The organism is Enterovibrio qingdaonensis, assembly GCF_028683135.1.
Lineage (GTDB): Bacteria > Pseudomonadota > Gammaproteobacteria > Enterobacterales > Vibrionaceae > Enterovibrio > Enterovibrio qingdaonensis.
Map to the genome: position 1 here is coordinate 100,622 of NZ_JAJUBB010000008.1, position 13,184 is coordinate 113,805.

The 13,184-nt window shown below is 49.0% G+C and carries 17 protein-coding genes; 10 read left to right on the top strand and 7 right to left on the bottom strand.

From position 1 onward, the window contains the following. Positions 1-88: 88 nt before the first annotated feature. Positions 89-952 carry a YicC/YloC family endoribonuclease gene (locus LRP49_RS12745; protein ID WP_274142619.1) on the bottom strand — a complete coding sequence of 288 codons (864 nt, stop codon included), beginning with the start codon at positions 950-952 and terminating at the stop codon, positions 89-91. A 192-nt stretch (positions 953-1,144) separates the two neighbouring features. Here LRP49_RS12745 and rph point away from each other — a divergent pair, with 192 nt between their 5' ends. The 3 genes from rph to LRP49_RS12760 all read left to right on the top strand — a co-directional run bounded on the left by rph (position 1,145) and on the right by LRP49_RS12760 (position 3,191). Further along, the gene (rph, locus tag LRP49_RS12750; RefSeq protein WP_274142620.1) at positions 1,145-1,861 is read left to right on the top strand and encodes a ribonuclease PH; all 717 of its coding nucleotides are present in this window, start codon (positions 1,145-1,147) and stop codon (positions 1,859-1,861) included. Between the two features lie 124 nt (positions 1,862-1,985). After that, the gene (gene pyrE / locus LRP49_RS12755) at positions 1,986-2,627 is read left to right on the top strand and encodes an orotate phosphoribosyltransferase (protein ID WP_274142621.1); all 642 of its coding nucleotides are present in this window, start codon (positions 1,986-1,988) and stop codon (positions 2,625-2,627) included. A gap of 312 nt (positions 2,628-2,939) precedes the next feature. Beyond that, entirely contained in the window at positions 2,940-3,191 is a 252-nt protein-coding gene (locus tag LRP49_RS12760) for a hypothetical protein (protein ID WP_274142622.1), read from the top strand. A gap of 98 nt (positions 3,192-3,289) precedes the next feature. On the opposite strand, the gene slmA is transcribed toward LRP49_RS12760, so the two are convergent. The 3 genes from slmA to coaBC all read right to left on the bottom strand — a co-directional run bounded on the left by slmA (position 3,290) and on the right by coaBC (position 5,760). Then, positions 3,290-3,880: a nucleoid occlusion factor SlmA gene (slmA, locus tag LRP49_RS12765; protein ID WP_078752121.1), complete on the bottom strand. Its 591-nt coding sequence runs from the start codon at positions 3,878-3,880 to the stop codon at positions 3,290-3,292. Between the two features lie 186 nt (positions 3,881-4,066). After that, entirely contained in the window at positions 4,067-4,522 is a 456-nt protein-coding gene (gene dut / locus LRP49_RS12770) for a dUTP diphosphatase (protein WP_274142623.1), read from the bottom strand. Next, a complete protein-coding gene (gene coaBC / locus LRP49_RS12775; RefSeq protein ID WP_274142625.1) occupies positions 4,519-5,760 on the bottom strand; it encodes a bifunctional phosphopantothenoylcysteine decarboxylase/phosphopantothenate--cysteine ligase CoaBC in 1,242 nt (413 codons plus the stop codon). The genes dut and coaBC overlap by 4 nt, the downstream gene beginning before the upstream one ends. Positions 5,761-5,984: 224 nt before the next feature. Between coaBC and radC the strand changes: the two genes are divergently transcribed. The 5 genes from radC to mutM all read left to right on the top strand — a co-directional run bounded on the left by radC (position 5,985) and on the right by mutM (position 8,750). Further along, the gene (gene radC / locus LRP49_RS12780) at positions 5,985-6,659 is read left to right on the top strand and encodes a RadC family protein (protein ID WP_274142627.1); all 675 of its coding nucleotides are present in this window, start codon (positions 5,985-5,987) and stop codon (positions 6,657-6,659) included. A gap of 188 nt (positions 6,660-6,847) precedes the next feature. Beyond that, positions 6,848-7,084 (top strand): 50S ribosomal protein L28, encoded by a 237-nt coding sequence (rpmB, locus tag LRP49_RS12785; protein WP_078752150.1) that lies wholly within the window; start codon positions 6,848-6,850, stop codon positions 7,082-7,084. A gap of 13 nt (positions 7,085-7,097) precedes the next feature. Beyond that, on the top strand, positions 7,098-7,265 hold the full coding sequence (gene rpmG, locus LRP49_RS12790; RefSeq protein ID WP_005371942.1) for a 50S ribosomal protein L33: 168 nt from the start codon (positions 7,098-7,100) through the stop codon (positions 7,263-7,265). Positions 7,266-7,429: 164 nt separating this feature from the next. After that, entirely contained in the window at positions 7,430-7,936 is a 507-nt protein-coding gene (locus LRP49_RS12795) for a hypothetical protein (protein ID WP_274142639.1), read from the top strand. Positions 7,937-7,940: 4 nt separating this feature from the next. Continuing rightward, a complete protein-coding gene (gene mutM / locus LRP49_RS12800; protein ID WP_274142641.1) occupies positions 7,941-8,750 on the top strand; it encodes a bifunctional DNA-formamidopyrimidine glycosylase/DNA-(apurinic or apyrimidinic site) lyase in 810 nt (269 codons plus the stop codon). A gap of 42 nt (positions 8,751-8,792) precedes the next feature. On the opposite strand, the gene coaD is transcribed toward mutM, so the two are convergent. Then, positions 8,793-9,287: a pantetheine-phosphate adenylyltransferase gene (gene coaD / locus LRP49_RS12805; protein WP_274142643.1), complete on the bottom strand. Its 495-nt coding sequence runs from the start codon at positions 9,285-9,287 to the stop codon at positions 8,793-8,795. Between the two features lie 194 nt (positions 9,288-9,481). Here coaD and LRP49_RS12810 point away from each other — a divergent pair, with 194 nt between their 5' ends. Further along, positions 9,482-10,519, top strand: coding sequence for a glycosyltransferase family 9 protein (locus tag LRP49_RS12810; protein ID WP_274142645.1), 1,038 nt, complete (start codon positions 9,482-9,484; stop codon positions 10,517-10,519). Positions 10,520-10,524: 5 nt separating this feature from the next. Here the strand turns inward: LRP49_RS12810 and LRP49_RS12815 are convergent, their stop codons facing one another. Together LRP49_RS12815 and LRP49_RS12820 are read right to left on the bottom strand one after the other, a co-directional pair. Further along, a complete protein-coding gene (locus LRP49_RS12815) occupies positions 10,525-11,310 on the bottom strand; it encodes a glycosyltransferase family 2 protein (protein ID WP_274142647.1) in 786 nt (261 codons plus the stop codon). Further along, positions 11,307-12,362 (bottom strand): glycosyltransferase family 9 protein, encoded by a 1,056-nt coding sequence (locus tag LRP49_RS12820; RefSeq protein ID WP_274142649.1) that lies wholly within the window; start codon positions 12,360-12,362, stop codon positions 11,307-11,309. The genes LRP49_RS12815 and LRP49_RS12820 overlap by 4 nt, the downstream gene beginning before the upstream one ends. 117 nt (positions 12,363-12,479) lie before the next feature. Between LRP49_RS12820 and LRP49_RS12825 the strand changes: the two genes are divergently transcribed. After that, positions 12,480-13,181 carry a 3-deoxy-D-manno-octulosonic acid kinase gene (locus LRP49_RS12825; protein ID WP_274142651.1) on the top strand — a complete coding sequence of 234 codons (702 nt, stop codon included), beginning with the start codon at positions 12,480-12,482 and terminating at the stop codon, positions 13,179-13,181. Positions 13,182-13,184 lie beyond the last annotated feature (3 nt).

A 13,184-nucleotide genomic window follows, 5' to 3' on the forward strand; every position in this document is an offset into this window, starting at 1 on the left:
CGGACATATAGGGTATAAATCTCATCAAACCGATTGCCTATTAAAAAAGCCCGGCACGATGGCCGGGCTTTCTATATCGAAGAGGCAATTATTCGATGTTCTGAATTTGCTCGCGCATTTGCTCGATAAGCACTTTCAGTTCAACGCCTGATGCGGTGATATCAGTGCTGATAGATTTCGATGCCAAGGTGTTCGACTCGCGGTTGAATTCTTGCATCATGAAATCCAGACGGCGGCCACACGCGCCACCTTTGGCAATGATTTTCTTGGTCTCAGTAACGTGAGAGTCCAGACGGTCAAGCTCTTCAGCAACATCTGACTTTTGAGCCAGCAAAATGATTTCTTGCTCAACGCGGTTGGCATCCAACTCCAGCTTGGCTTCTTCCAGCTTGGTGATCAGGCGCTCGCGTTGCCATTGCAGGATCTCTGGCATACGTGTGCGTACTTTCACCGCTTCAGCAGCAATCGCGTCTAGGCGCGTTTCAATCAACGCCTTCATGTTGTTGCCTTCGCTTGCGCGTGCGGCGATGAAGTCGTTAACGGTTTCATCAAAGCCTTCCAATAGAGCTTTGTTGATCACGTCCATATCTTGCTCTGGGGTTTCCATTACACCAGGCCATTGCAGGACTTGGAATGGACCAATGTTGCCTTCACCTGACATTTCTTTGATCCACTTCGCCGCGTGAATCACTTGTTTTGCCAACTCTTCATTGATTTTCAATTCAGTGTTGTTGGAAGGGCTTGCTTCAAAGCGCAGGTTACACTCGACTTTACCGCGAGCAAGACGCTGGCGGAAACGCTCTCGAATGATTGGTTCAAGGCCACGGAACTGCTCTGGCATACGAATGTAGGTTTCGAGGTAGCGTTGGTTCACCGAGCGGATTTCCCATACCGCTGTTCCCCATAGGCCCTTTATTTCGCGGCGGGCGTAAGCAGTCATACTGTGGATCATTGAAGTGCACTCTTTAAATAATGTTGCATTGATTATACGCAGTTGCTGCGGCGTGTGTAGTCTCCTCGTATCACGGCGTGAGAAAAAGAACAGCGATCGCGGTAAGTATTAGCACGATAAGGACGAAATCGTTATAATCGCCGGTTAGCGAAAATCAGCAGTGTTTAAACTCATACAACAGGTGGAACCCCTATGCGCCCAAGCGGAAGAGAAGTAGGTCAAATTCGTCCGGTCACCCTTACTCGTCATTTTACTGCCCATGCAGAAGGTTCTGTATTGGTGGCGTTTGGTGACACCAAAGTGATCTGTACCGCGACAGTTGAAGAAGGCGTGCCTCGCTTCTTGAAAGGTAAAGGCCAAGGTTGGATCACTGCTGAATACGGCATGTTGCCACGTGCGACCCACACCCGTAACCGTCGTGAAGCGGCAAACGGCAAACAAGGTGGTCGCACCATGGAAATCCAGCGCCTTATCGCTCGTAGCCTTCGTGCAGCGGTTAACCTCGACAAGCTGGGTGATTACACCATCACGGTTGACTGTGACGTTATTCAAGCAGACGGCGGTACACGTACGGCTTCTATTACTGGTGCAAGCGTGGCGATGGCCGATGCACTGAACAAGCTGGTTGCTGATGGCAAACTGAAAGAGAACCCAATGAAGGGTCACGTTGCTGCGGTATCTGTTGGCATCTTCGAAGGCACGCCGATTTGCGATCTGGAGTACGTTGAAGACTCGCAAGCAGAGACTGACATGAACGTCGTTATGCTGGAAGATGGCCGCATGATTGAAGTGCAGGGCACCGCAGAAGGTGAACCGTTCACCGCTGATGAACTCAATGCCATGTTGTCTTTGGCAACCAAGGGTATTCAGGACATCGTTGCTATTCAGAAAGCATCATTGATTGATTGATAAGAAAGCGGCTTCTATTGGAGCCGCTTTTTTTTGACGTGTTATTTGTGGGGCTAGGCCCGACAGGGCGAGTCTCAGGCTATTCCGGCATGTAAGCCGATTTGTAATATCGACAGGAGAGAAAATGAAAGCGTATCAGCGTCAATTCATCGAGTTCGCATTGGAAAAACAAGTACTGAAATTCGGTGAGTTTACTTTGAAGTCTGGCCGTAAGAGCCCTTACTTCTTTAATGCTGGTCTTTTCAATACTGGCCGCGACCTTGCGCGTTTGGGGCGCTTTTACGCAGAAGCATTGGTTGATGCGGGCATTGAATATGACCTGTTGTTTGGCCCTGCGTACAAAGGTATTCCAATTGCTACCACCACTGCGGTAGCACTGGCAGAGCACCACGATGTCGATACGCCTTACTGCTTCAATCGCAAAGAAGCAAAAGACCACGGTGAAGGCGGCAACCTAGTAGGTAGCGCGCTGGAAGGTCGTGTCATGCTGGTGGATGACGTGATCACTGCGGGCACGGCAATTCGTGAGTCGATGGAAATTATCCAAGCGAACGGTGCCGATCTGGCGGGTGTTTTGGTTGCGATTGACCGCCAAGAGCGCGGTAAAGGTGAGCTTTCTGCGATTCAGGAAGTTGAGCGCGACTTTGGTTGTAAAGTGGTGTCTATCATTAGCCTAGGCGACTTGGTGACATATTTGGAAGAGCAGGGCACCAACCCTGAGCATCTGGATGCGGTGAAAGCATACCGTGCGGAGTACGGCATCTAGTCACTCGCGACCCTATCTTGAGAAGAGCCCGCCAAGATTGGCGGGCTTTTTTGTTTGTTTACGCTAAACCCCTCGTCTTTTTCTTCTCTGTTGAAGAGCATTTCTTTATTGAATTCCCATCAGTGATTCACGGCGTGAATCACTTTTTAGTTGCTTGATCAAAGCGTTATTGCATCTTGTTGTGTGATTAATGTACGGATTGTTCAGTATTTGTTCAGTGGCGATGGGTATTATGAATTCAACGAAACGGCAGGAGTGAACAACGAAACATTCTTGCCAAACCCTACACACTGTTAAGTCGGAGAAGAAATTATGAAAAAAGTAATGATGGCGACACTGGTGACTTTCGGTTTGTTTACTGCTGGAGCGCAGGCGGGGTATACATTGGACGAGACGCAAGCTTGTGCTACTTCGAACCAGTTCCAAGATTGTGTGATGCAGTTAAGTGAGCGAGATGCTTCGCCGTCACTGACTCATATCGATACGGCTTACACAAAAGATGAAGTGCGTGCATGTGGTACGGCGAGTGACTTCCCCGTTTGCGTCGATAACCTAAATGCGTAATGCATGAGTAATGGTGCATAAACACGCCCGATGACAATAATCCGGGCAGATAGAGAAAAGGCTGCAATTTGCAGCCTTTTAGCGTCAATATTGAACCCTTAGTCCAACTGCGCACTCAACAATTGCCAGTATTGGTCAAATTCCGCTGTTGGCGGATATTTGAAGCTGGAGCGAACAAAGCGATTCAAGCTACCTTCTACTTGCCCCAGTAATTGTGCGGCAAGAATGGTTTCCTCAACAGGGAAGCCTTTACCTTCGCGCAAACGACGTTCACGCAAAACTTGGCGTAACTGACTTTCGATTTTTTCGAACAGTTGGTTGATGCGGCCTTGAAGTCTGTCTTGTTCAAACATAAGGGCATGGCCGGTCATGATGCGGGTCAAGCCAGGATTACGCTCTCCGAACACCAACAGAAGCTGAAGGATGAGACGCAGACGTGTCAACGTGTCTTTCTCTTCATTCTGAATACGGTTAATACGTGTGATGAGCGACTCTTCGATGAACTCGATCAAGCCTTCAAACATACGCGCTTTACTCGGAAAGTGACGGTAAAGCGCGGCTTCAGATACCCCTACCTGCGCGGCAAGCTTTGCCGTAGTGATGCGTTGACTGCCCTGATTGGACTCTAGCATTTGAGCAAGAGCCTGAAGGATTTCCTCGCGGCGGTTCTGCTTTTTTTGGCCAGCCATGAATAGATGGTTCCTTTGTTGTATTAGCTAATGTCGGCTGAAGAGGCGCTATCTTAACGGTGCTCCCTCTGTATTAAAAGGATAATGCACCTTCCCCATCAAAGAAGCCTACTGGAATTTTCTAAATCGTGAATAGCGCAAGAAAAACGCCACTATTTAGCGGCGTTTTCGAGACATTTACTGTGATTATTTTGTGCCTGAGTGTCCAAAACCGCCTGCACCACGGTCGGTAGCATCGAAGTCTTCGACGATATTGAATTCGGCTTGAATCACAGGCACGAAGACCAATTGCGCAATACGCTCGCCCGGTTCAACCGTGAATGTGGTTTGACCGCGGTTCCAGCAAGACACCATCAATTGACCTTGGTAGTCTGAGTCAATCAAACCCACAAGGTTACCCAGTACGATACCGTGCTTGTGGCCAAGACCTGAGCGCGGAAGAATGGTTGCAGCCATTGAGGGATCGGCAATGTGAATTGCCATACCCGTCGGAATTAGGTGCGTTTGGCCAGGCTCAATGGTTAACGCCTCGTCCAGACATGCGCGCAAGTCCAAACCTGCCGACCCTTCGGTTGCATATGCTGGAAGCGGGAATTCGTTACCTACACGTGGGTCGAGGATTTTCAGGTCGATTTTTTTCATGACTTTTCCACTTGGTTCTTGGCGTTATACAACGCGGTAATTTCGCTGACTAATTGATTGCCGATATCGGCTTTGCTGGCTTGAGCTAGCTGCTTGTCTCCGTCTGACCAATAAAGATGGAGTGCATTCTGATCGCTGTTAAAGCCCAATCCTTCGATGGATACATCGTTCGCACAGATAAGGTCGAGGTTTTTCTTTGCAAGCTTGGTGCGTGCGTAGTGTTCCACATCCTGTGTCTCAGCAGCAAACCCTACCGTGAAAGGGCGCTCCGCTTTCATTGCCGCGACAGACGCGACGATGTCTGGGTTTTTCACAAGACGGATGGTCATGTCGTCTTTACCGTCCTGCTTTTTCATTTTCTGTTCGGCAACCGTAGCCGGTCTGAAGTCTGCCACGGCAGCGCAGGCGATAAAAATGTGGTGCGCATTGGCTTGCGCTTGAACGGCGTTGTGCATCTCTTCGGCACTTTGCACGTCAATACGGGTGACATTGTGAGGTGTTGGCAAATTAACTGGGCCACTCACTAGGGTAACGTTGGCACCGCGTTTTGCAGCAGCTTCAGCAATGGCATAGCCCATTTTGCCAGAGCTGTGGTTTGACAGGTAACGAACCGGGTCAATGGCTTCGCGAGTTGGCCCTGCGGTAATCAGAAATGAGGTGCCTTCGAGATCGCCGTCCGCGAAATGGTCTTCGACTAACGCAACCAATTGAAGCGGCTCCAGCATGCGACCTGGGCCGATGTCACCACAGGCTTGCTCGCCACTTGCAGGTCCCCAAATTGGGTAGCCACGACGTTTTAACGTTGCCATGTTTTCTTGTGTCGCGATGGCGCGATACATCTGTTGATTCATCGCGGGTGCAACCGCGATCGGCGCGTCTGTCGCGAGACAAAGCGTGGAAAGTAAGTCGTTGCCCATGCCCGCAGTGACGCGAGCAATCAAATCTGCTGTTGCGGGTGCTAGCAATACTAAGTCAGCCCATTTCGCAATCTCGATGTGTCCCATCGAGGCTTCCGCAGCAGGGTCAAGCAAACTCTCCGCAACAGGATGGCCAGATACCGCCTGCATTGTCAGCGGGGTGATGAATTCTTTTGCCGCATTTGTCATGACCACGCGCACATCGGCTCCGCGCTCAATCAATCGACGGGTGAGATCGGCACACTTATACGCAGCGATACCGCCGCTGATGCCCAACACGATACGCTTTCCAGCGAGTGTTTGAGTGAATTTTTGAACCATAACCAAATCAATCAATGAGGTAATGGAAGGAAAGATAACACAAAATATTCACTGGTCACGCTTTGGTCGTTGCTGAATGTGAAAGCAGAGGTATCCCAAACCGATATGTAACAAAGAAGCTTCTCAAAAGTTGTGGGCTTGGCGTTCCCCCAAGATTTTCACACCTTTATTTGAACCTGATTGGCCGACAGGCAAGTATGGCGACTTTTTAACGAGTTTGGCGTATGTCACTAAAACAGCTTCCTGAACAGAGTCGACCGAGAGAGAAATTGTTAGCAAGAGGCGCAGAGTCCTTGTCTGATGCAGAACTGTTAGCGATATTTTTACGAACCGGTGTTTCTGGCATGAATGCGATTGAGCTTGCTGGCTACCTTTTATCGGACTTCGGTTCATTAAGAGGCTTAATGCAAGCTAACCAAGCGCAGTTCTGTGAAAGAAAAGGTCTGGGAGCTGCTAAATACGCGCAACTCCAAGCGGTGCTAGAACTCAGCAAGCGTCATTTAAGCGAAGTGATGACGAAGGAAGATGCCTTAACCAGCCCCTCTCACACCGCGCGATATCTCTCTGCAAGGCTTAGAGATAGGCCGCGTGAGGCCTTCTTGGTTCTTTTCTTGGATAACCAAAATCGGCCCATTGCGGACGAGATTTTGTTTGAAGGAACCATTAACGCAGCAGGGGTGTATCCGAGGGAAGTGGTAAAACGCGCACTGGAAATGCATGCAAATGCGGTGATTTTGGCGCATAATCACCCATCAGGTATTGCCGAGCCAAGTCCTGCTGACCGTCATATTACGGCGCGTATTGCTGATGCGCTGTCTTTGGTCGACATCCGGTTGCTTGATCACATGGTCATAGGAGATGGAGACATTGTCTCTTTCGCTGAACGCGGCTGGATATGAGCGTTTCAAAGAAAAGTTGCTAAAAAACGATCAAAAAATGACAAAAGGATCTGCTCGGGACTTGAGCAATGGAATTACAGTTAGTATAATGCGCCACCTTTGATAGCCTTGACCTAGAGCCTGACCAAGTTTGCAGGACTATTTCGGACAAGGTTGATATCGAGCTGAAACGATTTGGAGAGACATTCATGTCACGAGTATGCCAAGTAACTGGCAAGCGTCCTGTAACGGGTAACAACCGTTCTCACGCACGTAACGCCACCAAGCGTCGTTTTCTGCCGAACCTGCAAACTCATCGTTTCTGGGTAGAAAGCGAAAACCGCTTCGTTAAACTGCGTCTAACCCCTAAAGGTATGCGCATCATCGATAAGAAAGGCATTGATTCTGTTCTTACAGAAATGCGTGCCCGTGGTGAGAACGTTTAAGAGGATTTAAAGAATGGCTAAAGGCATTCGCGAGAAGATCCGTCTAGTATCATCTGCTGGTACAGGCCACTTCTACACTACTGACAAAAACAAACGTAACATGCCGGGCAAATTTGAGATCAAGAAATTTGATCCAGTTGTTCGTCAACACGTTTTGTACAAAGAAGCAAAAATCAAGTAATTGGTTTTATACTTCTTCAAAAGAACCCGGCTTTGGCTGGGTTTTTTTATACCTCAATTTTGTGCAATCCCCACAAGGCATTCAATCAGCGTTCGCTTAAAAGCTATAAATCAGAGACTTCCGGATATAAACTGAACATATTGTTGGTTTTTTGGGATTCACAGATGGCATTACCTTCCCGCCGCGGTTTTAATAACATCCTTATCATTGGTATTTTGGTGTTTATCGCCCTGATGAATTTGCCTACGTACTTACGTAGTAAAGTGGCGGAATACGATGCTGCGCAGCAGTCTCAGCAAGCGATACCAGAAAGCGTGATTGCTCTATTACCATCAAATTTAAACGTGAAAGCTCTGCAGTTTCCGAATTTTACTTTAACGCAGGGGTCGCCATGGCAAACGGATATCGCACTGGATATCTCTCCGACAGAGTTGGCGGGACGGTGGATGAACCTGTCTGGGACAGAAATCGATAAAGCCACTTACGATAAACTGAAGCCGAGTTTACGATCGCCATCGACATTGGTGGTGGATTTAGGGCCGGAGATTGAGCCCTTGAGACTGACCTATTTTCAGCTTCCCCAATTTTGGCTGATTCAAAATGCCGAAAACCATTGGCTTGCCGTGTCGGTTGATCCACACTACTTGTTCCCGTTAGCGAACCAGAATTGATGTAATGCCAGAATTACCTGAAGTCGAAGTGAGCCGCATGGGGATCAAGCCGCATGCGGAAGGGCAAACCGTTTCCAAGTTAGATGTCAGACAACCTCAGTTACGCTGGCGTATTCCCGACGAACTTTATGACATTGAAGGGCAAGTTATCCGCGCGGTGAAACGCCGAGCTAAATACCTGATATTGGAAACTGATATTGGTTATGCTTTGGTTCACTTGGGCATGTCGGGCAGTTTACGGGTGTTGCCTTCGGGAGTGCCGCCGGATAAGCATGATCATGTTGATCTGCATTTGGCCACAGGTGTGATGATCCGCTATAACGACCCAAGGCGTTTTGGTGCTTGGCTTTGGCAACCGAATGACGGTGCGCACCCTGCACTGGAAAAGCTGGGGCCTGAACCGTTAACGGATGATTTTACGGGTGACTACCTGTTCGAAAAAAGCCGAGGCAAGCGCACGGCAATCAAGCAGTTCATCATGGACAATGCTGTGGTGGTTGGTGTTGGCAACATCTACGCCAATGAATCCCTTTTCACGTCGCACATTCACCCAAAAAGACAAGCGGGTCAGTTAACCTTGGAAGAAACTAAGGTGCTGGTAGCTGACATCAAAGACGTGCTTGCAACCGCGATAAGGCAAGGTGGCACCACGTTGAAAGATTTCACACAAACGGACGGGAAACCAGGCTATTTTGCGCAAGAGTTGTTGGTGTACGGTAAGCAGGGGCAACCTTGTCCTGTTTGTGGCTCTGAGCTTGAAAGCGCAAAGATAGGGCAGCGAAATACGGTTTTCTGCGCCGCCTGCCAAAAATAGAAAAAGCCCGCTATCGCGGGCTTTTTAGTGTAATTCAGAGTCTTATTTTTTCAGACGTTCTTTCAGCGCAGCCAGAATCGTTGGGTGTACAAATTGGCTGGTATCCCCACCATGCAGCGCAACTTCTTTGACCAGTGTGGATGAGATAAAAGAGTTTTCTTCAGAGGGCGTCAGGAAAACACTTTCCAGCTCAGGCATCAGGCGGCGGTTCATGTTGGCCAACTGAAATTCATACTCAAAATCAGACACGGCGCGAAGGCCACGAACCAAAATGTTCGCATCGTATTTCTTCGCAAAATCGACCAGTAGGCCTGAAAAACCCACAACGCTGACATTGTCCAAGTGAGCGGTCACTTCTTTTGCAAGTGCCACACGCTCTTCTAATTCAAACAATGGCTTTTTACTCGGGCTGGCAGCAATACCCACAACCACTTCATCGAACATGGAAGCTGCACGCTCTACCAAATCAACGTGACCGTTGGTGATAGGATCAAAAGTGCCCGGATAGATTACTCGGGTCAGTGCTTTTTTATTCACAGTGAAATCCTGCCATAAATTTATCTGGCGACATGCTATCAAAAACTTGTCGAAAATTATTGTTTCTTGCTACAAGGTCGAATGAAAAAAGCTACCCAAATAGCATTTATTCTCTCATCACCTTAGTCAGAGACTTAGCGCCTGTTCCATCATCCGGTATGATCGGTGGCAAGAACCGTAAACAGGTACACAGAATGAAAAAAATCCTTGTCATCAGAAACGACAAAATCGGCGACTTCATGCTGGCATGGCCTGCGTTTGCCATGTTAAAGCTATCGATGCCAGACTCGGAGATCACCGCGTTAGTGCCGTCTTACACAAAAGCATTGGCAGAGCTTTGTCCGTCCATTGATAAGGTGTTGGTAGGTTGTGGGAAAGATGCGGATAAGCTGAGGAAAAAGGCGTTAATCGACGCGATAAAAGCAGAACGGTTTGACGCATCTATCTGTCTTTTTTCAGACAGTTACAATGCTATGTTGGTATGGCGATCGTCGATTCCCTTTCGATTGGCACCTGCAACCAAAATTTCTCAATTTCTGTATAACCACCGTATCAAGCAGCGTCGCTCACAATCGGCTAAACCAGAGTACGAATACAATATCGACTTGGTACGTGCATTTCTCGACACACTGGCTGTCACTGCGATTGAGCCTGCTGCGCCGTATCTGGCTTTCAGTAATGATGTGAAAGCTGCGCAAAAAGCCAAACTTGCGGAAGCTTTGTCGATTCAGTCTGGCGTGCCTTGGCTTTATGTGCATGCAGGGAGTGGAGGCTCTGCCAATAACCTTTCTTTAACGCAATATGCGGACTTGGTGTCAGGCATCGTTGCAGAAAAAACGATGGAAGTGGTATTGACGGCAGGGCCGGGTGAGGAGGAAAAAGCGGCAGAGCTTCAAACGTTATTGGGTAAGAAGCAGGTCTCTTCGGTGGTGTATGACAAAAACGATGGCTTGCAGGATTTCACCCGCTCGATTGCGTGTGCCGATGCCTTTATCGCAGGCTCAACCGGACCGCTGCATATCGCAGCGACGGTAGATGTGCCGACCATTGGCTTCTTTCCTGCTAAGCGCAGTGCCACGCCCCTTCGTTGGCAGCCAATTAACAGTGCAGGCAAGCACCTTGCCTTTGCGCCACCAAAGGACAAAGACAAGGAAGTGGCGGCAGACATGTCGAAGGTTGATATCGACGCGATTCTGCCGGACGTTAACGCGTTTTTGGCTCGTGTGATTTAACGGACTCAGTCCTTGCTCGCGCGGCTGTCGTTAGCGCGAATCCAAAGGTCAGCGTATTTCACAAAGGTGGAGTGCGCTGACAATACCGCAATCAAGAAACCTTGCTTGCCATCGAGAAAGCCGCGTTTTAATACGTACATCTTTAAGAAGCAGCCCAGCGCATGGGTAATGCCTTGGCTGATACTGCTTTTCTTGCCTCTTGCCTGACGACCGTCTGCCCATGATTTTGCGTAGAAGGCCGACTTCACCAAATACTGATGTAAGTCGCGATAAGAGTAATGCAGCATGTCGCCGTTGAGTGTCTGTTTCTTTACGCCATCCGGCTCAATGATTTTTTCATGTACCAGCGCATCGTTGTAGCCTGTCAGCTCACGCGGGTAGAAACGCACAATTTTGTCATACCAGCCTGAGTGCTTCAGGAAGCGACCGAAGACCCAGGTTGTGCGGCGTAAGATGAACAACGTGTCGTTAGGTGGATTGTTAAGCACCTCAAGAATGCTGCTTTTCAGTGCGTCAGTGATCACTTCATCAGCATCGATGGCCAACACCCAATCTTTGGTAGCGAGGCTCTGTGCCAGCTGTTTCTGCTTTCCAAACCCTGGCCATTCAGCGTTCACATGCACCTTGGCACCAGCCGCTTCAGCAATAGTGACCGTGTTGTCTGTACTGCCTGAATCAACCACCACAATTTCGTCAACCCAATCGAGAGAGGCCAAGCACTCTGGCAAAATCTGCTCTTCGTTCTTGGTGATGATGATGGCGCTAATTGTCGCGCGCGGTGCCTGACTCATAGGAGCTCCTCTTTTTCGGTGACTTCATCGAATCGCGCAATCACCGACTCGGTTGTAATGCGTTGCATGGCGTGTTCGTCTTTGACACGGGTACGCCATGAGACCTGCTCAACAGCTTTTCCTGTTTCTGCTTCTATGGCTTCGGCATAAGCACTGACCACATATTTCCTCCAGTTGTAAGGGCCAGTTCGCGCAGGGTTATGGTGTGCGTATAGGCCAATCACTGGTGTATTGACGGCATTGGCTAGATGCGCAGGGCCACTGTCTGGAGCCAGTACCAACGCCGCTTCTTTTTCCAATGCCAGCAACTGCAGCAGGGTGGTTTTGCCAATCAGGTTTTTTACCTGACGAGAAATCTGGTTTTCAATGGCATGACCTAAGTCGATTTCAATTTGCCCTGGACCACCCGCCAAAATCACATCAAATCCCTTGTCGATGGTATGTTCGATAACAGCGGCATACCCTTCAGCCGTCCAGTTTTTAAACGCTTTGCTGGCGGCGGGTGCCACGACGAGTGTTGGTTTGTCTCCTAGTTGGGCTTTTGCCCATGCGGTGTCTTCATCACGAATAGGCAATGTCCACGTAGGTTTTTGCGGCTTCAATCCCAGCGTTTCGGTAAACGCCATAAAGCCATCAAGAACATGCAATGATTGCGGGGAGGGGACTTTCACATTGGTGAAGTATTGTTGTAAGTCACTGACGCGTGTTTTATCAAACCCGAGCTTGAATTTGGCTTTGATGCCTAGGGACAAGAGGCTGGCACGGATGGCGGTCTGCATATGAAGCAGGGCATCGAAGTGCTTTCCATCAAGGGCTTTCCACACCGCTTGCATACCTTTAAAGCCCGCTTTTTTATCAAAAGGGATGACAGTGATCGTAGGCAAAAGCGGTGTAAGCAGCGCGGCCTCGGCCTTTCCTGCAATCCAGGTAATGTCGGTGTCTGGCCATTGCGTCTTGATAGCCTGAACGGCTGCTATCGCGTTGCACACATCGCCAATGGCGGAAAGGCGAAGGACGCAAATGGATTGAGGTGGTGTGGAAAATAGGGCCATGATGCTGCTTTTGTGGTTATCTTGGGTGAAATTATGCAGTTGCCGATCCGCAATGTAAAATGCAACAACCGCTCAGAACGAAATACTGAGAGGATTTAAATCTGAAAAGGAGTGCGCGTGGAGCAATTGGCGGATAACAATACCCGTATTTGGTTTGATGAAACATTGTTGAAAGAAGATGCATCTCACTGTTTTGATGTCGAATTCTGGCAACAAAAAAACGCAGTACTGGGGTCGGCAACCGGACGAGGCACCACATGGTTTGTTCAAACACAAACCGTTCCAGCGGCATTGCGTCATTATCGTCGTGGTGGCCTTTTCGGCAAGCTCGTCGCGGACAGCTACCTGTTTACGGGGTGGGAAAACACACGCGCGGCACAAGAATTTAATTTGCTACATTACATCAAAGAGCAGGGCATTGCTGTGCCTCGCCCTCTTGCAGCCCGTGCTATCAGGGACGGCATGACTTACCGAGCAGATCTTTTGGTGGAAAAAGTCGATGGTGCGAAAGATTTGGTCGATATCTTGATGCAATCACCATTGTCTGCTGAAAAATACCAAGAGATTGGTGCATTGGTGAAAAAGCTTCATGATGCCGGGGTGTGTCATACCGACTTAAACATCCACAACATTTTGTTGGATGACAAAGGTGAGTTTTGGCTGATTGATTTTGACAACTGTGGTCGCCGCAAAGGCGATAGCTGGAAAGCAGCAAACTTAAGTCGCTTGCTGCGTTCGTTTAGAAAGGAGCTGGGTAAGCGCGCCATCAACTGGCAAGAGTCAGATTGGACTGAACTCCTGAAAGGCTACGAGGGCTAAGGC